The organism is Streptosporangium heterodermiicola, from assembly GCF_051390675.1.
Lineage (GTDB): Bacteria > Actinomycetota > Actinomycetes > Streptosporangiales > Streptosporangiaceae > Streptosporangium.
Genome location: NZ_JBPJSR010000008.1, coordinates 68297 through 92984 on the forward strand (window position 1 = coordinate 68297; position 24688 = coordinate 92984).

Here is a 24688-nt window from a genome sequence, read left to right on the forward strand (position 1 = left end):
TTACCACTCCAGGGTGTGGATCTTCTTGGCGGACAGGTCGACGACCATCCGGCTGGTGTCCAGCCAGGTGCCGTCGGGCAGCCGGACGAACAGCCGCAGGCACCGGTGGACCTCGCACTCCCTGGCGGGCCCGCTCTCGCCCGACGGGGTGAAGATCAGCCCGCGCAGCCCCAGGTCCACCGCCGACCGCAGCGCCCCGCCCCCCGCCCTGGTGTACGCGTCGCGGGCGATCTTGCCGTATCCCGGGTGGGACAGCAGGAGACCGGCGGCCGTCGTCTCCTCCTCCTTCGACGGCGGCGGCTGCACCCCCCGCGCCACGGTCTCCCGCACGATCTCGCCCCGGCCGAGGTCGACGGTCCGCACGATGAGGCGGTCGCCGCCGTAGTCGTAGAGGTACGCGTCGGCGCGGCGGCTGCCGGGGGAGTCCTTGTCGTCGTCGCGCTCCACGTAGAGGAGCTTGATCCGCCCGGCGGCCAGGTGCGATCTCGACCCCGCCGACGCGATCGTGGTGGCCTGGGCGACCTCCTGGCCGGTCAGCGGGTCCTCTATCGCGGGCAGCCGCAGGGTGGACCTCGCGGCCTGCGACCCCTGCTCGCCGGAGAGGAACAGCGCCGCCCCGGCGACGACGGCCACCCCCGCCCCCGCGACCGTCATCACCATCAGTCTTCGTCCCATGAACGCCCTCTTTACTCACCGTTGACTTTTCCTTGCGAAGAGTAGCGATCGGTGAGTGTCCCGGCGGGTCCAAAGGCGTATTGCGCTTTTGGTTTATGTTGTTGAGGTTTGCGAGCTTTTGTCCGCATTCTGGATCGGGAGGGCCGGAGCTCCCCGGCCGGGCCCGGGAGGATGCCCGGCCCTCTTCACCTGCGGCTCATCCGGTGCTGGGACCGCTCCCTCCGGTCCGCGGCGCCGTGGTGGCCGTGACGGCCGGGCCGGCGTCGTACGGCGACCGCTCTCCCCTCGGTCCCACTTGGCAAAATCGGATGGGTTGCACCGATATTTTGCTTCTTGACGGATATGTCCGCCTCTAGCGAAGATCTTGCCGATAGCGCGCTTATTTCCAGGTGTCCCCCAACCTGAGACGTGCGCCAACTGGAGGAATCTTTCATGAGGAGCCCCCTCACCGGCAGGAGGGCCGTCCGCGCCGCGGTCGTGCTCGCCCTGCCTCTCGCCCTCAGCCTCAGCTCGATGCCCGTGCTCGCCGACCCGTCCCCGCCGGTCAGCGAGGTCGTCCCCGACCGGCGGTCGACCGCCGAGCAGAACGGCGTGGCGCTGCTGCGCGTCATCGTCCCCGACCAGGCGGCCGTCGACCGGCTCACCTCCCTGGACGTCGACCTCGCGGAGTACAAGAAGTCCGTCGAGGGAGGCCTTGAGGTCCACGCCGTGCTGAGCCCCCCGGAGGCCCAGAGGCTGCGTGACCTCGGCTTCGACGTACGCGGCGCCATCTCCGACCAGAGCGACGTCGCGGAGAACAAGGCGGAACGGCGGGAGGCGCTCAAGGAGGCCGCGGAGGCGGCGGCGGAGGTCGACACGCTGACCCCGCTCCGCGCCGAGTGGTTCACCAGCCTCGACGACCAGCGCTTCCTGTCGGTGGAGGTGAAGTCGAGCGCCGTCGACGCGGAGACCGTGCTCACCGCCGCCTGGGACAGCGGTAAGAAGACGCCCCCCGACTCGGGCGGCACCGCGACGATGTCGCGCTTCACCGACGCCGGTCAGTACATGTACCACCGGTTCAGCGCGCCGCTCTCCCTCACCGCGGTCCCCGCCAAGGTCACGATCACGAGCAGCCGCGGCGGCTCGGTCACGGTCCCGGTGACCAAGTGGCTGGGATCCCCGCGCAAGGCGCCGAAGCCCCACTACGTCGCCGACTTCGTCGACCGCTACATGGACCCCACCGAGCTCACCGGCCGGATCACCGCCCTGGCCGCGGAGTTCCCGAAGATCAGCCAGATCGTCGACCTGCCCCACAAGACGAACGGCTACCGCCGGGCGGCGCAGGCGCAGTTCGGCACGGTCGCGGCGAGCACGTTCTACGTGAGCTCGAAGGCGTACGGGCACGAGGGCGGCAACGACATCAGCCTCGCCCTGGTCAAGCCCGACGCCGCCTCCAGCCCGCTGAGCGTCTCCGCGAGCGGCAAGGACGTCGTGGTCAACCTCGGCACGGACGCGTCCTCCGCGGTCAGCAGCACCGCGATCCAGGTGGTCGAGGCGCTCAACGGCAACAGCGCGACGTCGGCGCTGCTGACCGCCGCCACCTACCGGGGCAACGCCGGTACCGGCCTCGTCGAGGCGGCGGTCGCGACGAAGCTGACCGACAACCTGAAGGCTCCGGCGACCGTCTCGCGCGACCCGTTCCAGACGAAGGCGCTGCGCATCGGCAAGAAGCGCGACGGGTCGAAGACCGGCGTGTTCCTCTACTGCCAGGAGCACGCCCGCGAGTGGGTGACCCCGCTGGTCTGCCTGGAGACCGCCGAGCGGCTCCTGCGCAACTACGCCCGTGACAACCGGACCAAGAAGCTCGTCGACGACCTCGACATCTTCATCCTGCCGACGTCCAACCCCGACGGCGGGCACTACAGCATGTACGACTACAACATGCAGCGCCGCAACCTGACCAACCACTGCCCGGTCAACGCGGCCGACCCGGCGCGGCGCAACTCCTGGGGCGTGGACCTGAACCGCAACTTCTCGGTCGGTTCCGTCTTCGACGGCTACAGCGGCGCCTCGACCACCTGCACCAGCGACACCTTCGCGGGCCCGGCCGAGCTGTCGGAGCCGGAGGCGCGCAACGAGGTCTGGCTCACCACCCAGTACCCGAACATCAAGTTCGCGATGAACACGCACTCCTACGGCGGCTACTTCATGTGGCCTCCTGGCGCGTACAAGGCGGCCGGGCGGGAGCTGCTGCCGAGGGTCGACTACGGCACGGAGAACTTCTTCTGGGACGCCTCCGACCACATCCTCTCCGCGGTCCAGTCGTGGCGCGGTACGGGCATCTGGCCGGGCCGCACCGGTCCGGTGCCGGACGTGCTGTACTCCGCGGCCGGCAACAGCGCCGACGAGCACTGGTTCAACCGGGGCATCATCGGCTGGGACTTCGAGGTCGGCGCGGACGTCTACGACCCGGCGACCAAGCAGTTCCGGGCGGTCGGCTTCCAGCCGGACTTCGCCGAGGGGCACGAGGAGGCGATGGAGTTCGCCAGCGGCCAGATCGGCATCCTGGAGATCGCCAGGTCCTTCGCCGACGACGACGACCGTCCCAGGTCGGAGCTGAAGAAGACCGGCTGGACCCCCACCTCGTCCACGTTCACCTTCGCGACCGACGAGCCCGCCAACGTGTACTACACGCTGGACGGCAGCCGCCCGACGCTGAGCTCCACCAAGCTCGCCGCCGCGGGGACGCGCGAGGGCGCGCAGCAGATCACGGTCACCAAGAACACCGAGGTGCGCTGGTTCGCCGTCGACATCGCCGGGAACGTCGAGGACGGCTACCGGCCGGACGGCCACGGCAACAACTACCGCAAGGAGAAGGTGAAGATCACCAAGGCTCCCTGATTCTCACCCGCGAGCCCGCATGCCCGTGAGCCCGCGAGCCCGCATGTTCGTGAGCTCGTGAGTTCGTGAGCCCGCACGTTCGCGCGGCCGCCGGTCCACCGACCGGCGGCCGTCGCTCGTGCCGGTCGCGGTCGCGGGCACCGGCCTCCACACCGCGCCCCGGCACATCGACGGCCGACGCGGAGCACCCGTCATCACCCGGGAGCACCGGTCACCACCCCGCCCGGGTCACGTCCGTCGCCTGGGGCACCTCACCCGCCCGACGGAAGCACGTCCGGCAGGAGGTCCCACTCCTCCCAGGAGATCTCCCTGCCCGGCCAGCGCACCGAGGCGTACGGCCACGCCTCGTCCAGCCAGGCGCGGACCACCGGCTCCAGCTCCTCCTCCAGGCCCGTGCCCTCCTCGTCGGCCCGTACCCAGAACGACACGTCCGCGTCGGCCCCGCGCTTCTCCGGGGGATCGACGTAGACACACCCGAGCAGGCGGGACCCGTCGGGGCTCATCACCGCGTAGTTGAACGACCTGCGCAGCAGGGCCTCCTTCTGGTGCCAGGCCAGGTCGATCAGGTTGTCCTCCAGCGTCATGTCGCCGGGCGGCCAGCCCCACAGGGGGAAGCGCTCCCGCAGCCGGGCCGCGCTGCTCATCACGGCGTCGAAGTCACGCACCGCGTCGTGAATCGTGATGGGCCGGATGTGGAACCTCTCATGCTCCACACCGGCGGGGATCTCGTGGGTTCTCGGGAGGAAGGGCATGCGGCCACACTGGCGCATCCACCTTGGCGCCCGCTGAACTCCCGCTTGCTCGAACCACGGGGTCCGAGCCGCTTCCCGGACCGCCCAACGGACCGTCCACCGGCTCGGGAAGCGGTCCGGGGAGCGGTCTGGGGAGCGGCTCGGAAGTGGCTCAAGGAGCGGTCCGGGGAGCGCCCCGGGGAGCGGTGAGAGCGCGGCGCCGATCGGTCGTTCCCGGCCGGAGGACGGGACGTCGACGTCAGATCATGCGGAAGGCCTGGTTCCACTGCTGGCTGCAGCTCCACGTCTGGATCGGCGTGCCGAGCTTGTGCTGCTTGCCCTTCGCGTCGAGGCAGAAGCCGTTCAGGACGCTCCGGATCGTCCGGTAGCCGACGTTGTTGTACTTGGGACCCCAGTACCACCGCTGGTTCGCCGCGCCGCTGCAGCTCCACATCTGCACGACCGCGCCCGCCCTGATGTTGAACTCCTTGATGTCCAGGCACTTCCCGTTGAGAACGCTGCGGATGGTGCCGTCACGGTAGAAGTTCCAGAGCTGGTTGGCGTTGTTGTTGCAGCTCCACAGCTGGACCAGCGCCCCGTTCCCGGTGTTGAAGTCCTTGACGTCGAGACACCGGCTGAACTCGACCATCTTGATCCGCTTGCCGGCGACGGCCGACGCCTGGGCCGGTGCCGTCGTCAGCGCGAGCCCCGAGGCGACGACGGCGAAAGCCGCGATGACCTTGAACAGCCACTTCTTTCTCATCCTGTTGTCCCGTTCCTCGCTTGCGCGATGTTCGTCCCGTGGCGGGGGATCGGGCATCAGAATGACACGCGTCAGGTGGCGCGACCTTGCCTGTGCGCGCACAGCACTTGCCTGTACGCGCCCGCTTGTCGCGTTCCAACCCCTGGCCGGCCGGTCGATGGCACCGCGGGCTCCGCCCCGGTCACCCCGTGCCGCCGAGCCCGGTCAGGAGGCCGGCCAGCTCGCCGGGGCTCGCCCGGGTGAGGGCGTCGCCCATGCCGACGGCGACCGCGCCCGCGCGGATCCACTCCGGCGCGTCCCGTACGGTCACCCCGCCCGTCGGCATGAAGGGCACCTGGCCGAGGGCGCGGCACAGGTCGCCGAAGGCGGCCAGGCCGATCCCGGACGCGGGGTAGAGCTTGACGACGTCCGCGCCGAAGCTCATCGCGGTCAGCGCCTCGGTGGGGGTGAAGGCCCCGGGCACGGCGGCGGCCCCGCCGTCGTGCGCGGCCTCGATGACGGCGCGGTCGACGTTGGGCGCGACGACGAAGCGGGCACCGGCCTCGATCGCCGCCTCCGCCGCCCGCGCGGTGAGCACGGTCCCGGCGCCCACCACGGCGTCCGGCCACGCGCCGGTCAGCTCGCGGATGAGCCGCAGCGCGCCGGGGGTGGTCATGGTGACCTCGATGAGCCGCACACCCGCGGCCAGCACCTCGGTCGCGGCGGCGCGCGCCTCGTCCTCGCCCGGCTTGCGGATGATCGCCACCAGCCGGTGGGATCTGACCAGGTCGATCATCGATCGAATCCTTCCTGTCCTGAAACGAACGCCTCGTACTCGTGCAGGCGGGGGAATCCCTCGTAGTCGCCCCGGTGGGCCACCACCTGGGCGGCGGTCCACGACCCGGTCCGCAGGGCCTCGGCGAAGGACCGGCCCCCGAGCAGCTCGAACAGGTAGCCCGCGGTGAACGCGTCCCCCGCCCCGACGGTGTCGACGACGGCCGGGGCCGGGTGGGCGGGCAGGTCGATCGGCTCGCCGCCCCGCTCGACGGCGACGCATCCGCGGTCGCCGCGACGGATCACGACCCGGGGGACGCCGAGGCCGGTCAGCGCGCTCAGCGCGTCCGCGCAGGTGGTGGTCCCGCTGATGGCGAGCGCCTCGTCCTCGCCGAGGAGCAGGTCGTCGACGTCCGGCAGCAGCGTGCGGCAGGCCGCCGCGGCCTCTTCGAGGGTCCACAGCTTGCGGCGGATGTTCGGGTCGAAGCTCACCGGCACCCCGTGGTCGCGGGCCAGGCCGACGAGGGTGCGTACGGCCTCGGCGGGGCCCTCGCCGAGGGCGAGCGTGACGCCCGTGACGTGGACGCGGCGGGCTCCCGCGACGAGCTCGCCCGGCACGTCGGCGCCGGTCAGCTCGGTCGCGGCGGATCCGGCCCGGTAGTAGTACACGTTCGTGAGATGCGGGCCGAGCACCTCCTTGACCATCATCCCCGTCGGGGACCCGCCCGTCCGCACGTGGCCGACGTCCACGCCCTCGCCGCGCAGGGTGCGGTGGACCTCCACGCCGAAGGGGTCGGGACCGACCCGCGAGATCATCGCGGGCCGCGCGCCGAGCCTGGCCAGGCCGATGGCGACGTTCGCCTCCGCCCCGGCTATCGACTTGGCCAGGCAGGACGCGCTGTCGAGGCGCTGCCCCTGCACGTACAGGCTGACGAGTGTCTCTCCGAGGGTGAGGATGTCGGACACCTGAACATCAGGCATTCGCATGGCATTCGTCCTTGTGCTTCTTGTGCTTCTTGTGCTTCTTGTGGTCCTGGTGGCCGGTGTTCCGGAGGCGGGTACGGCGGCGGCGGTTCCGGCCGGTCACCATTCGGCGAACGAGCCGTCGTCGTGGTGCCAGACCGGGTTGCGCCAGGCGTGGCCGGTACGGTCGGCGCGGCGGACCGCCTTCTCGTCCACGGTGATGCCCAGGCCGGGGGCGTCCATCCGGCGCAGATGCCCGTCGACGAAGCGGAACGGCTCGGGGTCGACGACGTAGTCGAGGAGGTCCGCCCCCTCGTTGTAGTGGATGCCGACGCTCTGTTCCTGGATGAGGAAGTTGGGCGTGGCGAAGGCGACCTGCGCGCTCGCGGCCAGGGCGATCGGGCCGAGCGGGCAGTGCGGCGCGAGGAGGGCACCGTAGGTCTCGGCGAGGGCCGCGATGCGGCGTACCTCGGAGACGCCGCCCGCGTGGGAGAGGTCCGGCTGCACGACGGCGACACCGGCCCGCAGCGGTTCGAGGAACTCGGCGCGGCCGTACAGCCGCTCGCCGGTGGCGATCGGGATCGGCGAGCAGGTGACGACGTCGTGCAGGGCGTGGCCCTGCTCGGGAAGCAGCGGCTCCTCCGCGAACAGCGGCCGCAGTGCCGCGAGCTCGGGGAGGATGCGGCGGACCGCCGCCGCGCCCGCCCGGCCGTGGAAGTCGACGGCCACGTCGCGGCCGTCGCCGAGCACCTCCCTGGCGGCGGCGAGCCGTCGCACCACGTCGTCGATCTCGGCCGGGGTGGGCAGGGGGGAGAGGCGGCCACTCGCGTTCATCTTGACCGCGGTGAAGCCCGCCTCGACCTGGGCGGCGACCGCCGCGGCCACCTCGCCGGGCTCGTCGCCGCCCACCCAGGAGTACACCCGGACGCGGTCGCGCACCGGCCCGCCGAGCAGCGCGTGGACCGGGGCGCCGTACGCCTGGCCCGCGATGTCCCACAGCGCCTGGTCGAGGCCCGCGACGGCGCTGGAGAGCACGGGGCCGCCCCGGTAGAAGCCGCCCTTGGTGAGCACCTGCCAGTGGTGCTCGATCCGCAGGGGGTCCTCGCCGACGAGGTATCCGGCGAGCACCTCCACCGCCGCCCGCACCACCTCGGCGCGGCCCTCGACGACCGGCTCGCCCCAGCCGACGACGCCCTCGTCGGTCTCCACGCGGCAGAAGAGCCAGCGCGGCGGGACGAGGAAGGTCTCGACTCGCTCGATCTTCACTGCTCCTCCCTCACGTCCTTCGGGTCCTTTGAGGGTTTCGGGTCCTTCGGGGGCTTCGCCGTTCTTCCTTCGGCCGGGTCTTCCCGCGAGCGGCGGACCCTGGCCACGTCGTGCACGGCCTTGGCCAGCAGCTCCCGCATGGCGCGTTCGGCGGCGTCCGGATCGCGGGCGTGGATCGCCTCGACCACCGCCCGGTGGCTGGGCACCGGGTCGTCGTGGTGCTCGCCCCCGTGCACGAGGAGGTCCCGTTCGGCCAGCCCGGTCTCGATGACGATCTCCATCCGCTCCAGCAGCTCGTTGTGCGTGGCGGCGAGCAGCGCGCGGTGGAAGAGCAGGTCGGCGGCGACGGCCGCGACGGGGTCGCCGTCGGCGGCGGCCATCGCGCCGAGCGCCGCGTCCAGGGCGGCGAGGTCCGCCTCCGTGGCCCTGTCACCGGCCAGCCGGGCGGCGGCGGGCTCCACGATGGTGCGTACCTCGTGCAGCTCGTCCAGCAGCCGGGGGTCGGTGTGCTCGTCGAACTGCCAGCGGATCACATCGCCGTCGAGCAGGTTCCAGTCGGCGCGCGGCCGTACGAAGGTGCCGCGCCGCTGCCGGGCGTCGACGATGCCCTTGGCGGAGAGCACCTTGAGTGCCTCGCGCAGTGCGGTGAGGCTCACCCCCAGCTCCTCCTGCAGGGCCACGATGTTGAGCGTCTCGCCCTCGGCGATCCGGCCGCTCAGGATTCGCCGTGCGACGATCTCGACGGTCTGCCCGTGGACGCCGCGATGTGCGTACCGTGCCAAGGTTTTCGCGCCTTCCCTGTTGGTGGTCGCTGCTGGTGATCGATGTTTCCGGCCTCAGTTAAATCATTAATTATGAAATATAGTGACAGTTGGCGAGGGCCGACGCAACCTTTCCGCTCACGACGCTCACATGACCGGCGAGGAGCGACGCCACGTAACGTGTCGACGAAGGAGGGAGCGTCCTGGGCGACGTCGACTCCGATCGCTCAGGTCGAAAGTCGGCGCGGGGATGACCTCGCGGGTCGCGCCTACCTCTCGCGGCCTAACGCCGGTTCCCCCTCCGGGGCGACGCGGATCGGGTGAGCGGCCGTCCACAGTGCTGGGCATGGACCCCGAATCCCTCGATCTGGCCCGGGCGCAGTTCGCGTTGACCGCCGGAACGCACTTCCTGTTCGTGGCACTGACCCTCGGCCTGGTCACGCTAGTGGCCTGCGTCCAGACCCGGGCGACGCTGACCGGTAGCGAGGTGCACTGGCGGATGACCCGATTCTGGGGACAGCTCTACGTCATCAACTACGCCGTGGGCATCGTCACCGGCCTGGTGATGGAACTACAGCTCGGCCTCAACTGGGGCGGTCTGGGGCACTTCGCCGGTAACGTCTTCGGCTCGTCGCTGGCCCTGGAGACACTGATCGCGTTCTTCGTGGAGTCCACCTTCCTCGGTCTGTGGATCTTCGGGTGGGGGCGGCTGAACCGCTGGGCGCACCTGGCGCTGATCTGGGGCATCACGCTGACCGCCTACGCCTCCGCCTACTGGATCATGGTGTCGAACGGTTTCCTGCAGAACCCGGTCGGAGCCGAGGTCGTCGACGGCGTTCTCCAGCTGACCGATGTCCAAGCGGTCCTCACCAACCCCAGCGCCGTCGTCGCCGTGGGGCACATCCTCGGCGGCGCGATGGTGGCCGCCGGGTTCCTCATGGCCGGCGTCAGCGCCTACCACCTGCGGCGCGACACCCTTGACCGGGAGTTCTTCCGGCGCTCGCTACGAATCGGGCTGGCGGTCACGTTCCCCTTCCTGCTGCTCACGGCCGGCATGGGCGGGACGCACTTCGGGGTGCTGGAGGACACGCAGCCCCTGAAGCCGGCGGCGGCCCTCGGCGGCGATCGGAGCGAGCTCTCCCGGCTCCAGGCGGAGGCGGAGGCGGCGTACGGCCCGGGTGACTATGTGCCCTCTCCCATCGGTGGGGCCGCCTTCTACCTGATGGTGGGCTGCTGGGTGGCGATGCTGGCGGTGTCGGTGACAGGCCTCGTCCTCATGCGCTCCGACCGCCGTATCGCCGCCTCCGGACGGCGGCTCCGGCTGCTGGTGGCGGCGATCCCGCTGCCGTTCGTCGCGATGATCGCCGGATGGGTCTTCCGCGAGACCGGCCGCCAGCCCTGGGTGGTGTACGGCCTGCTGAGGACCGAGGACGCGATCTCCGACATCGCTCCCGTGATGCTGACCGTCTCGCTGATCGTCTTCACCGTTCTGTTCGGTGTGCTCGCCCTGGTCAACTACTGGCTGCTGGCCAGGTTCGCCCGCGGCGGGCCGCGGGCGGCGACGCTGGGGCGGCCGGAAAGAGACCAGCCGGCCGAGCCGTACCTGACCACGACCTTCTGAGCGAGGACACCTGTGGAAATCATCGCCGTCGCGATCTTGGGCTTCTTCACTCTCGGCTACCTCCTCCTCGGCGGCGCAGACGTCGGTGTCGGCATGGTGCTGCCCTTCCTCGGGCGCACCGACCGCGAGCGGCGTCTGGTCGTCACGGCGATCGCGCCGTTCTTCCTCGGCAACGAGGTGTGGCTGGTCGCGGTGATCGGCATTCTGGCCGGTGCGTTTCCCGAGCTGGAGGCCATCTTGCTGCACGGCCTGTATCCGGCCTTCAGCGTGCTGCTCGTGGGATGGGTCGTGCGTGACATGGGACTGTGGTTGCGCGGCCGGGTGGACCGGCGGGGCTGGCGGCTGTCGTGGGACGCCGCGACCGTGACCGGCAGCTGGCTCGTCGCGCTGAGCTGGGGGGTCGTCCTCGGCGAGATCCTGGCCGGAGACGTCGGCAGGCCGGGCGCCGCCTGGGCGGCCGTGGCCGGCGCCGCGGGCGCGGCGCTGCTGTTCGCCTCGCACGGGCTGGCGTTCGCGGCGCTGCGACTCACCGGTACGCCGCACCGGCGCGCGCGGGGGGCGGCCGGCCGGATCGGGGACGTGCGGACGCTGGCCGTGACCTCGGCCGTGATCATGGTCGTGGTTCTCGCGGCCGGCGTCCGGCTGGACCCCACGGGGGCCGCCGCCGACCCGGACTCGCTGAGCTTCCTGGTGCCGGCGATCCTCGTCGTCACGCCTTTCCTCATGGCGGCCCAGGCCTGGTCCTGGTACCTGTTCCGGCACCGCGTCACCGAACCCGTGTACCTGTGAGGAACGGCACCGTCATGGGGCGGCGGAACCGGACGGCGGGTGGCGAGTGAACTCGTGTGCGCGTGTCGAGGTCACCGCGACGGCGATGCCGTACTCGCCTGATGTGATAATGCGAAGCAGGCCCGCGGGCGGCTCAGCGCGTCGCCGAGGGCGCGGCCGGCGGTTCGCCGGCCATCTGTTCCCAGGAGGGCGGAAGCGGTTCACCCGCCTCCCGCGGATCTCCGGCGACCCCGGACAGGCCGCGTCACCGCCTGGCCCCGCCGCATGAGGACGACCTTGCACACCGATGACAGCCGAACGGCCTGGCCGCCGCCGAACTGGGTCACGGACCCGATCCTCGCCGCCGCCTCGGTGGCGGCGGTCGTTCTGATCGGCCACTCCCGGATGGACACGCTGGGCTGGGTGATCGTCCTGGTCTTCGCCGCCGTCCTGCCGCTGCGCCACCGTTACCCGGTGGCGACGGCGGTGTTCATCCTGGTCCTGTGCGCCGCCTACTACCCCCTCAGCCAGACAGACGGCCCCATCTGGCCCGCCCTCGTCGTGGCGCTGTACACCGTGGGCGCCGAGGCAGGGATGGGTGCCGCCGTCGCGCTGCTCGCCGTCGCGCTGGTCACCTTCGCCTACGCCGCGCGCGACAGCGGCACCCCCAACCTCGCCGGAGCGGCCGGCTTCCTGCTGGCCGGCTGGTTCGCCGCGGCGCTGGCGATGGGCGCGGTCGTGCGCAACCGCCGCGCCTACCTGCGCGCCGCGGAGGAACGGCGCAGGGAGGAGGGACGGCTGCGCGCCGTGCGGGAACGGCTGCGCATCGCCCGCGAGCTGCACGACGCGCTCGGCCACAATCTCTCGCTGATCCACGTGCAGGCCAGCTCCGCGCTGCACCGACTGGCCGAACAACCCGAACTGGCGCCGGACGCACTGGCCGCGATCAAGCAGTCCAGCAAGGACGCCCTGCGGGAACTGCGTGCCACCCTCGGCGTACTGCGCCAGGACGACGCGCCGGGGACCGCGGGCCCGCCCGCGGGGCTGGCACGGCTGGACGAGCTCGCGGGAAAGGCCCGCGCGGCCGGCCTGGTCGTCACCGTACGAGTGGACGGAGAACGCAGGCCGGTCGGTCCCGCGGTGGATCTGGCGGCCTACCGCATCGTGCAGGAGAGCCTCACCAACATCACCCGGCACGCCGGCGCCACCCAGGTGGCCATCCGCGTCCGCTACGACCACGACGAGGTGTACGTGCAGATCGACGACAACGGCCGAGGCCGCCCCGAGGACATCGCGGGCACCGGCAGCGGGCTGAGAGGCAGCGGGCTGAGAGGCATGGGCGAACGGGTCGAAGCCCTCGGCGGCCGGCTCAGCACCGGGAACCGGCCAGGTGGCGGCGGCTTCCGGGTGATCGCCCGCCTGCCGGCCGGCCCGGCGGAGCCGTCAGCATGATCAAGGTGCTGCTGGCCGACGACCAGGCGCTGGTACGCGCCGGTTTCCGCGCCATCCTCGACGGGGAGGACGACATCTCCGTGGTGGGAGAGGCCTCCGACGGGGAGCACGCCGTACGGCTGGCACGCGAACTCGGCCCCGACATCGTCCTGATGGACGTGCAGATGCCCGGCCTCAACGGCCTGGACGCCACCAGGCTGATCGCCGAGGACCCGGCCCTCGCCCACGTCAAGGTCATCATCCTGACCACCTACGACGTCGACGACTACATCTACACCGCCCTGCGCGCCGGGGCCGGCGGCTTCCTGCTCAAGGACACCGAACCGGCCGAGATGATCCACGGCATCCGGGTCGTCTCACGGGGGGAGGCGCTGCTGGCGCCCTCCGTCACCCGCAAGCTGATCGCCGAATTCGCCACCCGCAGCAGACGGCCAGCCGTCAGCCCGCGCCTCAACGCGCTCACCGGCCGCGAGCGCGAGGTCATGACCCTGGTCGCGGAAGGGCTGTCGAACGAGGAGATCGCCGACCGGCTCTTCCTCAGCCCGGCCACCGTCAAGACACACGCCAGCCGGATCATGACCAAACTCGGCGCCCGCGACCGCACACAGCTGGTCGTCATCGCCTACGAATCGGGAATGGTCACTCCGGGGTGGATGGACTGACCGGCCGCGACGCCGATCCGCCGTCGGGCCTACCTCGCGAGAGGTAGGCCCGACGCCCTCGCAAGGATCGCGAGAGGTAAGCCCGATGCCCTCGCAAGGATGACGCCCGGAGCCACACCTCGCCGCGAACGTGGAGGCACCCACGACCGTCCGCGAGAAGGGAAGACCCAACGTATGCGCGTCCTCATCATCGGTGCCGGAATCGGCGGACTCTGCCTGGCCCACGGCCTGCGCCGCGCGGGCATCGACGTCGAAGTCCTCGAACGCACCGGCGCCGGAACCCCCGGCCTCGCCGGATACGGCATCCACGTCAACGCCGACGGCAGCCGGGCACTACGTGAGTGCCTGCCGGAGGAGAACTGGGCCCGCTTCAAGGCGATCGCGCCCGAGACCACGCCCGCGGTCCGCTTCTCCGACGAACACCTGCGCACCCTGTCCCTGGTGGGAACCAGGCCGGGAACCGATCCCGCCGTCGTCCAGCGCCGGGCCGTCAACCGGCTCGACCTGCGTGACGTCCTGCTTCGCGGCCTCACCGACGACACCGCGGGCGCCTCGGGCGGCGTCGTCCGGTGGAACAGGGAATTCGTCCGCTACACGCACACCTCCGACGGGCGGGTACGCGTCCACCTCGCCGACGGCGGCCACACCGACGGCGACCTGCTCGTCGGAGCCGACGGCGCCAACTCCCGGGTACGCGGGCAGTACCTGCCCCACCTTGGCCGGATGGACACCGGCGTGCTGAACATCGCCGGCCGCGTCCCGCTCACCCCCCGCGTGGCCACCCGGGTGCCCGCATGGCTGATCGACGGCTCGGTCAACAACATCGTCCCGAACGGGCCGGGCTGGATGTTCGTCTCCGCCTGGCACACCCCCATCCAGGACGCACCCGCCGGCCAGATCGTCTGGGCCTACGCCGCGGCGCGCGACTCCTACCCCGAGAACGTGCTGGAGATGGAACCGGCCGCGCTACGCGACCTGGTCGTCGCCCGCACCGAGGGCTGGCTGCCGAACCTGCGAGCCCTCGTCGCCGGCAGCGACCCCGCGGGAGTCACCGCGCTGCACCTGCGCTGCATGCCCACGCTCGCCCCGTGGCAGGCCGGCGACGTGACCCTGCTGGGTGACGCCATCCACAACATGACACCCATGGCCGGTGTGGGCGCCAACACCGCGCTGCGGGACGCCCTCACACTGTGCCGCGTGCTGGACGACGCCGAGACCCGGCGAAGCGGCCTGCTCGATGCCGTGTCCGCGTACGAGAGGGAAATGCGCGGCTACGCCAACCACGCCCTCGGCCTGTCGTCGCGCAACGCGCGGAACGCGGCCTCCGAGGCACGGCTGCCCCGGATCGCGTTCCGCACCGCGCTGCGGGTGGCCGAACTCGTTCCGCCGATCAAGCGCGTGATGTTCGCCGACCACCACGCCGTGGCGGCCGGCCGAAGATGAACGCGATTCTCACCGGTGCTCTCCGCGGCGCCACGACGGAGTACGCGGTCGCCGTGCCCGGACGCCGGACCGCGGGCCACCCCGTGGACCCGGTCGTGCTCCACCGGGGGTGACCTCCCGGCCCCGGCGGCCTACTTCGGCGGGCCGTTCCCGGGCGCGTCGTTCCGCCGCAGGTAGGCGAGCACGGCCTGGACCCGCCGGTGGTAGTCGGACGCGGGCGGCAGGTCGAGCCGGACGAACACGTGCCGGATGTGCGCCTCGACGGTCCGCGGCGCCAGATGGAGCCGCTCGCTGACGGCCTGGTTGGACAGCCCCTCGGCCATCAGCCCCAGGATCTCCAGCTCGCGCGCGCTGAGGAACCCGGTCCGGTCGGGCCGGCGGGCGAGCATCGTGGCGACCACCTCGGGATCGACCACGTAGCCACCCGCGTGCACGCGGCGCAGGGCCTCGACGAACGCGTCGACCCCGGCGACCCGGTCCTTCAGCAGGTAACCGACCCCGCGCGGCTCCCCGTCGAGCAGGGCGAACAGGTAGCGCGTCTCCAGATGCGCCGACAGCATCAGCACGCCGGTGCCCGGACGCTCGCGCCGCAGGTCGAGCGCGGCGCGGAGCCCCTCGGTCCGGAAGTCCGGCGGCATCCGTATGTCGATCACGGCCACGTCGGGGGCGTGTTCGGCCGCCGCCGCGTGCAGGCTCGCCACGTCGCCGACCTCGGCGACCACGTCCACGCCCTCGCCACGCAGCGCTCCGGCGATGGCCTCCCGCAGGAAGGCGGAGTCGTCGGCGAGCACGACCCGCGGGGATCCGCCGGTGGGCGTCGGCGGGAGGTCAGCAGGTGTCAACGGGAAGCACCGCCCTGATCGTGGTCCCGCCCGAGGCGGGACTGGTGAGGGTGAGATCGCCGCCCAGCGCGGCGACCCGGTCGACCAGACCCTGCAGGCCCGAACCGCGCGCCAGGTCCGCGCCGCCCCGGCCGTCGTCGCCGACCGACACCGCCAGCACGCCGTCCGCGTACCGTACGCCGATCCTGACGCGTCCGGCCCCCGCGTGCTTCAACGCGTTGGTCAGCGCCTCGGCGACCACGAAGTACGCGGCGGACTCGACGTTCGGCGCGAACGTCGGCAGCGGACCCAGGTCGGTCTCGACGGGCAGCGGCAGCCGCGCGGCCAGCTCCTCCAGCGCCACGGCCAGCCCGGCCTCGGCCAGCAGCGCGGGGTGCAGGCCCTGCGCCAGCTCCCTGATCTCGGCCAGCGCCGCGGTCAGCCCCTCGGCGGCCGAGGCCAGCACGCCGGGCACGGCCGGGTCGTCGTGCCGGAGCCTACGCCGGGCCAGGTTCACCTGGAGCAGCGCGGTGACGAGACGCTGCTGGGCGCCGTCGTGCAGATCGCGCTCGATCCGGCGCCGCTCGGCGTCGGCCGCCTCCACGATCCTGGCCCGTGAGGCGCGTACCTCGGCCAGTTGCGCGGCCACCTGCGCGGCCAGCGACCGGTTCGCCAGGGCGAGCCCGGCCGCCGCGGCGACCGTTTCCAGGACGTGCGGGTCCTCACACAGCAGGGGGTCGTGCACCAGGACGGCCCGGCCGTGGTCACCGCCGCCGATGGGCGTGACGACCTGCGACGGCGCCACGTCCAGGGGCACGCCGTGCCGGTCGACGAGGCCGGGCTCCCCGAGCCGTTCGGCCGCGCCGGGCAGGCCGCTCCGCTCGACCGGGCAGGGCTCGGGCAGGCCGTCCCGCCCGGCGGGGTCCGCGCCGGTCAGGAAGGCCACCCGCAGTGACTCGTCACGCAGCGAGCGGGCCAGCAGGTCCTCGATCTCGCCGGCCTCCTTCGGGTCGCGCAGCCGTCGCAGCAGCCGGTCGACCGCGCCCCGGCCCAGGTAGAAGTAGACCATCCCGGCCAGGAAGGCCAGGGGCAGCGCCGCGAAGAGCACGTCGTACACGTAGACGAACGCGGCGCGCAGCTCCCGATCCTCGTGGAAGACCAGCCCGACCACGGAGAGCAGGCCGCTGCCCAGCATGATGGCGATGGCCGGTGCCAGCAGGGAGCGCATCAACGCCCGCGCGTTCAGCCACCGGCGGGCCAGCACCACGATCAGACCGGCCGACACGACTATCGCCGCGAGCCGGGCCCCGGCCCTCATGACGTCCTCCACGACCAGGCTGTCGGTGATGAGCAGCAGGCCGGGCGCGTTGCCGGGGACGCGGGCGTGCATGTCCACGAAGAGCGCGTTGAGCAGGCCGTTCCCCGCCGCGCCGAGGTAGGCGATCACGGCCAGCGCCCGCTGCGGGCGCGACTCCAGCCGTCCGGTGGGGAACGCGAGCACCAGGTGGGCCAGGAACGGGCCGGACGCGGCCAGGGTCAGCTGGCCGGCGGTGTGCGCCCACGCCACGGGCGACAGCTGCAGGTCCTCGGAGAAGAAACCGATGCCCACCCCCATCATCAGCGGGCCGACCTTGTTCGTGGCGCGCCGGTGGTGCGCCACGATCCCCGAGACGAGGAAGAGCGCTCCGGCGACGGCGTGGACCGTCACCCGGAACATGTCCGCGTCCGGCACACCGGCGGCGATCAGGGTGGTCCACCCGCCCAGCGCCGCTCCGCACAGGGCGACCGTCCACATGGCGCCGTCCCCGTGCCACCAGCGCCGCGATCCGGCCGGGTCGCCCGCCACCCCTGGCCTCACGGGAGAAGTCTCACCCGGCGCCGTCCCGGGGTCAACGCGACAACCCCGATCTGGTCGGCCGTCCAGGTCCCGGGGACAGCGCGACGAACCCCGGGACGATCGGCCGTCCAGGTCCCCGGGGCGACGCGGTGAACCCCGGGACGATCAGCCGTCCAGGACACGGAGTAACTCCTCCACCGAAAGCGCTCTTTTCGGTACGAAGCCGCGTGCGCCGCAGCGTGCCACCAGCGGTCCGTAGTCGGCCGCCTCCCGGATCGAGCTGAGCACGACGTCGGCACCGCCCCCGACCAGCGCCGGGCACACCTCGAAGCCGCTGGCGTCGGGCAGCCGCACGTCCAGCAGCACCACCTCGGGTCGCAGCCTCGCCGCCTCGGCCAGCCCGGCCGAGCCGGTCCCCGCCTCGCCGACCACCCGGAACGCCTCCCCGTCGAGCAGCGCGCGGGCGACCTCGCGGAAGGCCGGATCGTCGTCGACGATCAGCAGGCGTCTGGTGGCCATAGGTCACTGTCGCGCGGAACCGGGGACGCCCGCATCGGTGCGAGCACATATTCGCGGCCCCGATTACGTGGTGGCACCGATGTGCCGCCGCCCGGCTCCGGCGACTCTGGAACGGTCCGACGGGCTTCGGCAACGGACGGGAACCACGGACAAGAACCACGGAACGAATCCCATTGAGGAAAAGGTGAGAACACATGAACCGCAGGACCGCGAGAAGGTCCCTTGAGGTCGCCGTGCTCGGTGCCCTGGCCTCCAACCTGTTCACGATGGCGGTGTCTCCCGCGGCGCACGCGGCCGACGACCATCGCCCACCGAAGATCATCGGCATCACGCCCGACGACGGCGGGCTCCGGGTGCGGTGGGGGCCCGACACCTTCTTTCCCGGCAGCGTGCCGGGAGAGTCGGTGACCGTGCAGTTCGGCGCCTACGCGGAGGGCCACTGGACCGACAGGGGAGCCACCACCTCGCACACGATCTCCGCCGCCCGGGTGAGGTCCTACGCGGGACAGGCCCCGCGTGTCACCGTCTGCTATCTCTGGCCCGGCGACTCGAAGTGCGCCGCCAGCGACCCCATCCCCATCGCCCCGAACCCGCTTCCCCCGGGTACCGGCCAGCTTCGCGGCGTCCCGGCCCCGTACGGCCTGAAGGTCACCTACGGGGACTACCGGGCGACGGTCCAGTGGGTGAACGCCAGTTCCCAGTACAACAAGGTGCTGTTCCGGTACGACCCCGGCACCCAGTGGGACCTGTCGGGCAAGGCGACCAGGGCGACCACCGGAACGCTGGTCCCGGGGCGGACCTACGTGTTCAAGGTGAAGGGCTCCTGGTCCGGCGGCATCACCGGGAGCCGCTACTCGCCCTGGACCGAGCTCAGGTGGACCGCTCCGGCGTACCCGCCCTACCACCCGGGCGGCTCGCAGAAGAAGCCCTACGGTCCCGACACCTGCAAGCAGGGGTACGTCTGGCGCGAGGCCACTCCCGCCGACCGCGTCTGCGTGACGCCCGCGACCCGGAACCAGACCAGGCTCGACAACGCCCAGGCCGCCGCGAGGCGCGCGGGCGCCGGGCCCTACGGTCCGGACACCTGCGAGCAGGGGTACGTCTGGCGTGAGACCACTCCCGCCGACCATGTCTGCGTGACCCCGGCGACCCGGAACCAGGTCCGGGCCGACAACGCCCAGGCCGCCGCCAGGCGCGCCTGACGGCCGGGGGCGGCCGCACGGGGGCGGGCCGGGGAGTCGCGGAGCCGATCGGCTCGGCGGACTCCCCGGCCCACCGTTTCGCGCGGGGGTACGGGGTCAGCTGCAGGTCGAGCCGTTGAGAGTGAACGAGCCGGGGGCGGTGTTGGTGCCGCTGTAGGAGGCGTTGAAACCGAGGCCGACGGACTGCCCGGGGTTCAGGGTGCCGTTGTAGGCGGCGTTGCGGCCGGTCACGACCTGGCCGGACTGCGTCCAGGTGGCGTTCCAGCCCTGGGTGACCCGCTGGTCACCGGGGAAGGCGAACCTCAGCTCCCAGCCGTTGATCGGCGAGGTGCCGGTGTTGGTGACGGACAGGTTGGCGGTGAAGCCGTTGTTCCAGCTGTTGGCGCTGTAGCTCACCCGGCAGGAGGAGGTGCCGGGCGTGGGGGTGGGCGTGGGTGTCGGGGTCGGGGTCGGGGTGGGCGAAGGAGTGGGAGTGGGCATGGGGGTGGGGCCGGGGGTGTTCAGGCCGAAGAACTGGATCGCCGACTCGGCCATCCCGCTCTGCGGCAGGCTGTGCCCGACACCCGGCAGGCTGTAGGACTCGACCTTGACGGTGCCCGTGGAGTCGGCGTACCGGCTGCGGTTCCAGCCCGCCCGGGGCGTGTCGGTGGAGGTCGGCGTCTGGCTCAGGCCGTGGACGTTGGTCCACTGCTTGACCCCCTCGCCCAGGTTCGGGTAGCGAAGGGTGGAGTCCTCGGTGCCGTGCCACAGCTGGACGCGGGGCCGGGCGCCGCTGTATCCGGGGTAGGCGGCCCGCACCAGGTTGCCCCACTCCTGGGGGGTCCTGATGATCGTGCCGTTGGCGCACTCGCTGTTCCACCCCGAGGAACTGGCGAAACAGCCGAAGGGCACGCCCATGAAGGCCGCCCCGGCCTTGAACACGTCCGGGTACAGGCCCAGCAGGACCTCGGTCATCATCGCGCCGGAGGAGGCGCCGGTCACGTAGACCCGCGAGGGGTCCGCGTTGTGGCGCTGCTGGACGTACGCCACCATCGACATGAGCCCGACCGGGTCGCTCCCGCCGCCGCGCCTGAGCGCCTCGGGGGAGGAGACGTCGAAACAGCTCCCGCTGCGGGTGGCCGACGGGTAGATCACGATGAACCCGTACTGGTCGGCCAGCGAGGCGAACTGCGTGCCGGAGTGGAAGGCCGGGCCAGAACCGGTGCAGTAGTGCACCGCCAGCAGGACGGCCGGCCGGGGCGCCACCCGGTCAGGGACGTAGAGGTGCATCCGCAGGTTGCTGGGGTTCGTCCCGAAGCCGGTGACCTCCACCAGGGAGGCGGAGGACGCCGAGGACGTCGAGGACGTCGAGGACGCTGCCGAGGTCGTCAGCGCCAGGCCGAGCAGGAGGGGGAGGGCCGCGCACACCACGCGCAGGGCCGTTCTCATCCGACCGCCTCCCGGTCCCGGTCCCGGTCCCGGTCCCGGTCGGGCCCGGCGTGGAACGTCGCTGTCGGACATCGTCGATCTCCTCTCGGCCACGGCCGAACATCGGAGCCCCCTGACCCTCGCGGTCCCGGTGTTCGACGCCTCACACTTGTCGCCGAAAGTTAAAATTGTTCGCCGAAATTTTCAATCGGCAGGGGAGGGCGCGGACGCGCCTCCGGCTCCGGAGCCCCTCTTCGCGACGTTTTCTCGCAGGTAGAGGTCGTGGGCGAGGCCGGAACCGTCAGAGACACTCCCGTACGGCCCGGTGAAAGTTTCCATTTTCGCCGCCGAGCCGCCGAGTCGCCGCCCCCGAGGTGCTCAGCGGTCGCTCCACCTGATCTCGTAGGGCCGGAGGGTGAACTCCCTGCCGTCCACGGTCGTGGTGACCTCCGCCTTGGTGGTGTTCACCATCAGCAGCTGCCTCGGCTGCGCGAGCACCCGGACCCCGGGGGCGGAGGAGGTGACCTTCTCCAGCTCGGCTCCGGCCGGGAACCAGGTGGCGAAGTCGCTCACCAGCTTGCCGGTGGGGAGCGCGGCACCGGTCCTCGGGTCCCACATGCACCCCTGGCAGGTGCCCTCCTTGGCCTGCGGGTTCCAGTACAGCGCCGTGGCGGCGCCGCTCTCGGCGAACTCGATCATCGAGGCGGCCTGGACGGCGAGCCGCATCGGCTCGGGCCACGTGGTCCTGTCCTCGGGGACGAAGTACCACTCCGCCCACCAGACCGGCATGTCACCGGTCCTCTCCCGCAGCCAGGTGGTTACCGCGCCGAACTTGCCCAGCGCTCCGAACGCGTCGGGCAGCATCTCGTGGGCGTCGGTCAGCGAGGCGCCGTCGACCACGACGAAGTCGGCGCCCCTCTTGTTCTCGAACCAGTACTCGAAGGCGTCCAGGGCGTTCTGGTTGACGACCCCCCATGTCCCCCGCAGCTCGGACTTGCCCGTCCTGTTGCTGTCGAAGCCGAGGTAGGGCCCGCCGACCTGGGCGTCGGGCCTGGCCGCCTTCACCGCGTCGTAGACCTTGTTGTAGAGGGTGGTGTAGCCCTTGAAGTCCGCGGGCTTGGAGTGGTCCTTCCAGAAGCCCTTGAACTCGTTCCAGACCATGAAGTACTTGACGTCGCGATACTTGGTGGCGACGGCCGCCGACAGCTTGGCGAAGTCGTCGAAGTGCTTGGGGTAGGGGGCGTCCTCCAGGTGCTCGTCCCAGCCCGCGTCCGAGGTCGGGCCCTCGGGGCCGCCCTTCATCCAGTCGGGGGCGCAGCAGAGCGTGATGACCTGCGTGCCGCCGGACTTCCTCATGAGGTTCGTCCGGCTGTCGAGGTCCTCCCAGTAGAACTCCCGGGGCCGGGGCTGGGGGTTGAGCGCCCCGAACCCCATGATGTGCTGGTTCTGCAGCATCGGGGTCCGGGCGAGCGTCCCGGCCACCACCTGCTCGAACTCCTCGGTGACGTTGTTGGCGCTCACCCCCGTGTGGGTGAGCCCCCAGCGTGGCCACGCGGGGTCGACCGGCGGCGCCTTCCGGATCGTGGTCGCGGGCGCCGCCGGTGAGGCGGCGGCCGACTGCCGTACGACGGGAACCGCCTGGTCGGCGGTGTCACCGGAGGAACAGCTCGCCGCCACGAGCATCAGCGCGACGACTCCCGCCGCCGAGGCGATCGCCCGCCCGGGACGCCGCCATGTGGATCCCCCGCTACCTGATGACACCTGTACCCACCCGATCTTCAGCATCCGTCTGCGCAGAGCGTTCCACAGGCCGTGTAAGCGCGTCGTACAGGAACGCGGTTCACAGGTAAGTGTTACGGCCCACCTGCGAAAACACCTGCCGGGGTCCCGGGACCGGTGAGCGTGCGCCGCCGGCACCCGTCCCGTGGGCCGGTTCGTCCTTCTCCACCGCGCCCCGGCCGGGAGGGAGGGGACTCCAGGGGCATTGTGTGACCTTGCCCACCCTCACCATTTGTGTGGATTTGTACGCATAACAACGGCGGCTGACTCCCTAGGGTCTGCCGTGTCCGAAAAAGAGTGGCACGACGAAACAGGGCGGGGATCCTCATGAACGTTTTCGAACAGGTCGGCGGCGGGCGTATCTCCTGGCGGCGTGTGACGAGCCGCGCGGCGGTGGGCGCGGCGACCGCGGCGCTGGCCGCCGGCGCACTGGCGGCACCCGCCGAGGCGGCGACCCCCCAGGCCACCCAGGCATCCCAGGCACTCCAGACCGTCCAGACCGTCCAGACCGTCCAGACCGTCCAGACCGTCCAGGCCAAGAAGTACTACTACGCCGCGGGCCTCCTGGGCAGGAACGAGGTGCCGGAGCCCGGCAAGAAGGTCAACGACCGGGACGGCGTCGCGGTCGCGAAGTTCCGCATCCACGGGAACCGCTTCCACTACTTCGTCCAGTGGAAGCGCACCGCCAGGCCCAGCGCCTTCCACATCCACAAGGGCAAGGCGGGCACGAACGGCCCCGTCGTCATCGACCTGCTGTCCAACGGCAGGATCCGTGGCAACACGAGCTTCGGCTCCGTCGTCGTCAAGGACTCCAGCCTGCTCAAGAGGATCAAGAGCAACCCCGGGAACTGGTACGCCAACCTGCACACCAAGCAGTTCCCCGACGGCGCGGTCCGCGGCCAGCTCACCAAGGGCGGCCGCTGGTAACCCGCGGGCGTCAAGGAGCCGCCGAGGCACCGCCACCGCTCGCGACTCCGCGGGGCCGAGGTGAGCCTCCTGGCCGGTGGCGTGTTCCGGTGACCGCTTCTCGGGTGCGCGGGGTCCCGATACGTGCCCCGGCTCAGATGTAGACGTGCTCCACGTCGGCGTCCGGGGCGTGCATCAGGGGGCCGTAGTGGTCGGCGAAGAGCTTGGCGACCAGCTCGCCCCGGCTGGTGATGCCGAACTTGGTGAAGATCGCCTTGAGGTGGTGGCGCACCGTGTGGGCGGACAGGTGCAGGTCCGTGGCGATGTCGGCGGTCGACAGCCCGCGCGCGACGCACTGGGTGATCTGCTGCTCGCGCGGGGTCAGGCAGTACGCCTCGACGATGATCGGGGCGATCTGCGCGGAGTTCGCCGGTTCAAGGACCACCGCCACCGGGCCGGGCACGCCACCGGGGCTGCGCAGGCACGCGGCGTGCACCACGAGCCAGCGGCCCGAACCGCCCCGCAGCCGGGCCGCCGCCGGCCCGGGGTCGCGACCGGCCGCGACGGAGCGGGCGCGGGCCACGACCGACTGCACGGTGGCCATCGGCAGCGGGGTCTGCGGGCGGTCCCACCGTGGTCCGGTGAGCTCGCCCAGCCAGCGTTCGGCGTGCGCGTCCAGCGAGATGATCTGCCCGGACTCGTCGAACAGCGCGGTGCCGGGCGCCTCGGCGGCGATCGGCGGCGCGTCCCCGGTCGTCGCGATGGCGAGCTCGGCGAGCCCGAGGGCCAGCTCGGGCCCCATCGCGGTGACCTGCCTGACGTCACGCTCGGTGAACGGCCGCCTGCCGGTGTCGCGGAACAGGTCCACCACACCCCAGGTGCGCTCGCCGATCCGGAACGCCGCGCGCAGGTTGTCGCCGTAGCCCTGGGGTTCCATGAACTCGCGGTAGCGCGGGCTGCGCCCGGGGCAGCCGCCGGTGACCAGGCCCAGTGTGCCGCCGCCGCTGGGGCTGCGCGCGACGTCGCGGAACAGCAGGACGTCCTCGGTGCCGTACTCCCGCCGCCAGTATCCCTCGCAGTGATCGGGCTCGATGTTCTCGACCCGGAGCGGCGAGATGGGCAGCATCGTGGTGGGGTCGGTGCCGAACCACGCCGCCGCGTCGAAGGGCATCACCTGGCGCAACCGCTGTGACGCCGCGGCGAACAGCTCACCGCCACGACCCGCCGCGCCGGACTCACGGCGCTCTCCCGGCCGTTCGGTGGACATCGTCATGCATCGATGCTGTCACACGGGAACGGCGGCGCGCCTCCCCCGAATGAGGGACCCCACAGCGCCGGGACCGGCGCTTTGAGGGATGTGCCGGGTCCGCGGCCCTGGACAGACTGATGGACGACGGCGATCCCCCCGGCCCCACCGGCCGTGTCGGCCCTCGCCCCGGACGCGCCGTACCGGCATGCCCGTACGGCCCGCCCCGCCTC

General features: G+C 71.7%; 21 protein-coding genes. 8 read left to right on the top strand and 13 right to left on the bottom strand.

From position 1 onward, the window contains the following. Window positions 1–675 carry a hypothetical protein gene (locus ACSC1Q_RS18820; protein WP_436760005.1) on the bottom strand — a complete coding sequence of 225 codons (675 nt, stop codon included), beginning with the start codon at window positions 673–675 and terminating at the stop codon, window positions 1–3. A 432-nt stretch (window positions 676–1107) separates the two neighbouring features. Between ACSC1Q_RS18820 and ACSC1Q_RS18825 the strand changes: the two genes are divergently transcribed. After that, the gene (locus tag ACSC1Q_RS18825) at window positions 1108–3555 is read left to right on the top strand and encodes a M14 family metallopeptidase (protein WP_436760006.1); all 2448 of its coding nucleotides are present in this window, start codon (window positions 1108–1110) and stop codon (window positions 3553–3555) included. Between the two features lie 251 nt (window positions 3556–3806). Here ACSC1Q_RS18825 and ACSC1Q_RS18830 read toward each other — a convergent pair whose 3' ends face one another. From ACSC1Q_RS18830 to ACSC1Q_RS18855, 6 genes are all read right to left on the bottom strand, one after another. Further along, window positions 3807–4307, bottom strand: coding sequence for a GNAT family N-acetyltransferase (locus ACSC1Q_RS18830; protein WP_436760007.1), 501 nt, complete (start codon window positions 4305–4307; stop codon window positions 3807–3809). A gap of 238 nt (window positions 4308–4545) precedes the next feature. Next, the gene (locus tag ACSC1Q_RS18835; RefSeq protein ID WP_436760008.1) at window positions 4546–5049 is read right to left on the bottom strand and encodes an RICIN domain-containing protein; all 504 of its coding nucleotides are present in this window, start codon (window positions 5047–5049) and stop codon (window positions 4546–4548) included. A 181-nt stretch (window positions 5050–5230) separates the two neighbouring features. After that, window positions 5231–5824, bottom strand: a complete 594-nt coding sequence (locus ACSC1Q_RS18840; protein WP_436760009.1) for a bifunctional 4-hydroxy-2-oxoglutarate aldolase/2-dehydro-3-deoxy-phosphogluconate aldolase — start codon at window positions 5822–5824, stop codon at window positions 5231–5233. Next, window positions 5821–6789 (bottom strand): sugar kinase, encoded by a 969-nt coding sequence (locus ACSC1Q_RS18845; RefSeq protein ID WP_436760010.1) that lies wholly within the window; start codon window positions 6787–6789, stop codon window positions 5821–5823. The genes ACSC1Q_RS18840 and ACSC1Q_RS18845 overlap by 4 nt, the downstream gene beginning before the upstream one ends. A gap of 96 nt (window positions 6790–6885) precedes the next feature. After that, a complete protein-coding gene (gene dgoD, locus ACSC1Q_RS18850) occupies window positions 6886–8031 on the bottom strand; it encodes a galactonate dehydratase (RefSeq protein WP_436760011.1) in 1146 nt (381 codons plus the stop codon). Continuing rightward, a complete protein-coding gene (locus ACSC1Q_RS18855) occupies window positions 8028–8813 on the bottom strand; it encodes a FadR/GntR family transcriptional regulator (RefSeq protein WP_436760012.1) in 786 nt (261 codons plus the stop codon). Before ACSC1Q_RS18855 ends, dgoD begins: the two co-directional genes overlap by 4 nt. Before the next feature lie 325 nt (window positions 8814–9138). On the opposite strand from ACSC1Q_RS18855, the gene ACSC1Q_RS18860 reads away from it, so the two are divergent. The 5 genes from ACSC1Q_RS18860 to ACSC1Q_RS18880 all read left to right on the top strand — a co-directional run bounded on the left by ACSC1Q_RS18860 (window position 9139) and on the right by ACSC1Q_RS18880 (window position 14738). Beyond that, on the top strand, window positions 9139–10413 hold the full coding sequence (locus tag ACSC1Q_RS18860; protein WP_436760013.1) for a cytochrome ubiquinol oxidase subunit I: 1275 nt from the start codon (window positions 9139–9141) through the stop codon (window positions 10411–10413). Between the two features lie 12 nt (window positions 10414–10425). Then, window positions 10426–11202 (top strand): cytochrome d ubiquinol oxidase subunit II, encoded by a 777-nt coding sequence (locus ACSC1Q_RS18865; protein WP_436760014.1) that lies wholly within the window; start codon window positions 10426–10428, stop codon window positions 11200–11202. A gap of 276 nt (window positions 11203–11478) precedes the next feature. Then, a complete protein-coding gene (locus ACSC1Q_RS18870; protein WP_436760015.1) occupies window positions 11479–12633 on the top strand; it encodes a sensor histidine kinase in 1155 nt (384 codons plus the stop codon). Further along, on the top strand, window positions 12630–13295 hold the full coding sequence (locus tag ACSC1Q_RS18875; protein ID WP_436760016.1) for a response regulator: 666 nt from the start codon (window positions 12630–12632) through the stop codon (window positions 13293–13295). Before ACSC1Q_RS18870 ends, ACSC1Q_RS18875 begins: the two co-directional genes overlap by 4 nt. Before the next feature lie 174 nt (window positions 13296–13469). Beyond that, on the top strand, window positions 13470–14738 hold the full coding sequence (locus ACSC1Q_RS18880) for an FAD-dependent oxidoreductase (protein ID WP_436760017.1): 1269 nt from the start codon (window positions 13470–13472) through the stop codon (window positions 14736–14738). A gap of 131 nt (window positions 14739–14869) precedes the next feature. Here the strand turns inward: ACSC1Q_RS18880 and ACSC1Q_RS18885 are convergent, their stop codons facing one another. From ACSC1Q_RS18885 to ACSC1Q_RS18895, 3 genes are all read right to left on the bottom strand, one after another. Continuing rightward, window positions 14870–15580 (bottom strand): response regulator transcription factor, encoded by a 711-nt coding sequence (locus tag ACSC1Q_RS18885; protein WP_436760018.1) that lies wholly within the window; start codon window positions 15578–15580, stop codon window positions 14870–14872. Continuing rightward, window positions 15567–17417: a sensor histidine kinase gene (locus tag ACSC1Q_RS18890; RefSeq protein ID WP_436760019.1), complete on the bottom strand. Its 1851-nt coding sequence runs from the start codon at window positions 17415–17417 to the stop codon at window positions 15567–15569. The genes ACSC1Q_RS18885 and ACSC1Q_RS18890 overlap by 14 nt, the downstream gene beginning before the upstream one ends. A gap of 144 nt (window positions 17418–17561) precedes the next feature. Further along, window positions 17562–17915, bottom strand: a complete 354-nt coding sequence (locus tag ACSC1Q_RS18895; RefSeq protein ID WP_436760020.1) for a response regulator — start codon at window positions 17913–17915, stop codon at window positions 17562–17564. 194 nt (window positions 17916–18109) lie between these two features. Between ACSC1Q_RS18895 and ACSC1Q_RS18900 the strand changes: the two genes are divergently transcribed. Continuing rightward, on the top strand, window positions 18110–19117 hold the full coding sequence (locus ACSC1Q_RS18900; RefSeq protein ID WP_436760021.1) for a hypothetical protein: 1008 nt from the start codon (window positions 18110–18112) through the stop codon (window positions 19115–19117). 96 nt (window positions 19118–19213) lie between these two features. Here the strand turns inward: ACSC1Q_RS18900 and ACSC1Q_RS18905 are convergent, their stop codons facing one another. Both ACSC1Q_RS18905 and ACSC1Q_RS18910 read right to left on the bottom strand, forming a co-directional pair. After that, entirely contained in the window at window positions 19214–20545 is a 1332-nt protein-coding gene (locus tag ACSC1Q_RS18905; RefSeq protein ID WP_436760022.1) for an extracellular catalytic domain type 1 short-chain-length polyhydroxyalkanoate depolymerase, read from the bottom strand. 357 nt (window positions 20546–20902) lie between these two features. After that, on the bottom strand, window positions 20903–22285 hold the full coding sequence (locus ACSC1Q_RS18910) for a xylan 1,4-beta-xylosidase (protein ID WP_436760023.1): 1383 nt from the start codon (window positions 22283–22285) through the stop codon (window positions 20903–20905). A gap of 345 nt (window positions 22286–22630) precedes the next feature. Here ACSC1Q_RS18910 and ACSC1Q_RS18915 point away from each other — a divergent pair, with 345 nt between their 5' ends. Beyond that, the gene (locus ACSC1Q_RS18915; RefSeq protein ID WP_436760024.1) at window positions 22631–23230 is read left to right on the top strand and encodes a CHRD domain-containing protein; all 600 of its coding nucleotides are present in this window, start codon (window positions 22631–22633) and stop codon (window positions 23228–23230) included. A gap of 133 nt (window positions 23231–23363) precedes the next feature. On the opposite strand, the gene ACSC1Q_RS18920 is transcribed toward ACSC1Q_RS18915, so the two are convergent. After that, window positions 23364–24482 (bottom strand): helix-turn-helix transcriptional regulator, encoded by a 1119-nt coding sequence (locus tag ACSC1Q_RS18920; RefSeq protein ID WP_436760025.1) that lies wholly within the window; start codon window positions 24480–24482, stop codon window positions 23364–23366. Between the last annotated feature and the right edge of the window lie 206 nt (window positions 24483–24688).

Coding starts and splice junctions, on each gene's coding strand:
- ACSC1Q_RS18820 (WP_436760005.1), bottom strand. CDS start 675: ATGGGACGAAGACTGATGGTGATGACGGTCGCGGGGGCGGGGGTGGCC.
- ACSC1Q_RS18825 (WP_436760006.1), top strand. CDS start 1,108: ATGAGGAGCCCCCTCACCGGCAGGAGGGCCGTCCGCGCCGCGGTCGTG.
- ACSC1Q_RS18830 (WP_436760007.1), bottom strand. CDS start 4,307: ATGCCCTTCCTCCCGAGAACCCACGAGATCCCCGCCGGTGTGGAGCAT.
- ACSC1Q_RS18835 (WP_436760008.1), bottom strand. CDS start 5,049: ATGAGAAAGAAGTGGCTGTTCAAGGTCATCGCGGCTTTCGCCGTCGTC.
- ACSC1Q_RS18840 (WP_436760009.1), bottom strand. CDS start 5,824: ATGATCGACCTGGTCAGATCCCACCGGCTGGTGGCGATCATCCGCAAG.
- ACSC1Q_RS18845 (WP_436760010.1), bottom strand. CDS start 6,789: ATGCGAATGCCTGATGTTCAGGTGTCCGACATCCTCACCCTCGGAGAG.
- ACSC1Q_RS18860 (WP_436760013.1), top strand. CDS start 9,139: ATGGACCCCGAATCCCTCGATCTGGCCCGGGCGCAGTTCGCGTTGACC.
- ACSC1Q_RS18875 (WP_436760016.1), top strand. CDS start 12,630: ATGATCAAGGTGCTGCTGGCCGACGACCAGGCGCTGGTACGCGCCGGT.
- ACSC1Q_RS18880 (WP_436760017.1), top strand. CDS start 13,470: ATGCGCGTCCTCATCATCGGTGCCGGAATCGGCGGACTCTGCCTGGCC.
- ACSC1Q_RS18895 (WP_436760020.1), bottom strand. CDS start 17,915: ATGGCCACCAGACGCCTGCTGATCGTCGACGACGATCCGGCCTTCCGC.
- ACSC1Q_RS18900 (WP_436760021.1), top strand. CDS start 18,110: ATGAACCGCAGGACCGCGAGAAGGTCCCTTGAGGTCGCCGTGCTCGGT.
- ACSC1Q_RS18905 (WP_436760022.1), bottom strand. CDS start 20,545: ATGAGAACGGCCCTGCGCGTGGTGTGCGCGGCCCTCCCCCTCCTGCTC.
- ACSC1Q_RS18915 (WP_436760024.1), top strand. CDS start 22,631: ATGAACGTTTTCGAACAGGTCGGCGGCGGGCGTATCTCCTGGCGGCGT.
- ACSC1Q_RS18920 (WP_436760025.1), bottom strand. CDS start 24,482: ATGACGATGTCCACCGAACGGCCGGGAGAGCGCCGTGAGTCCGGCGCG.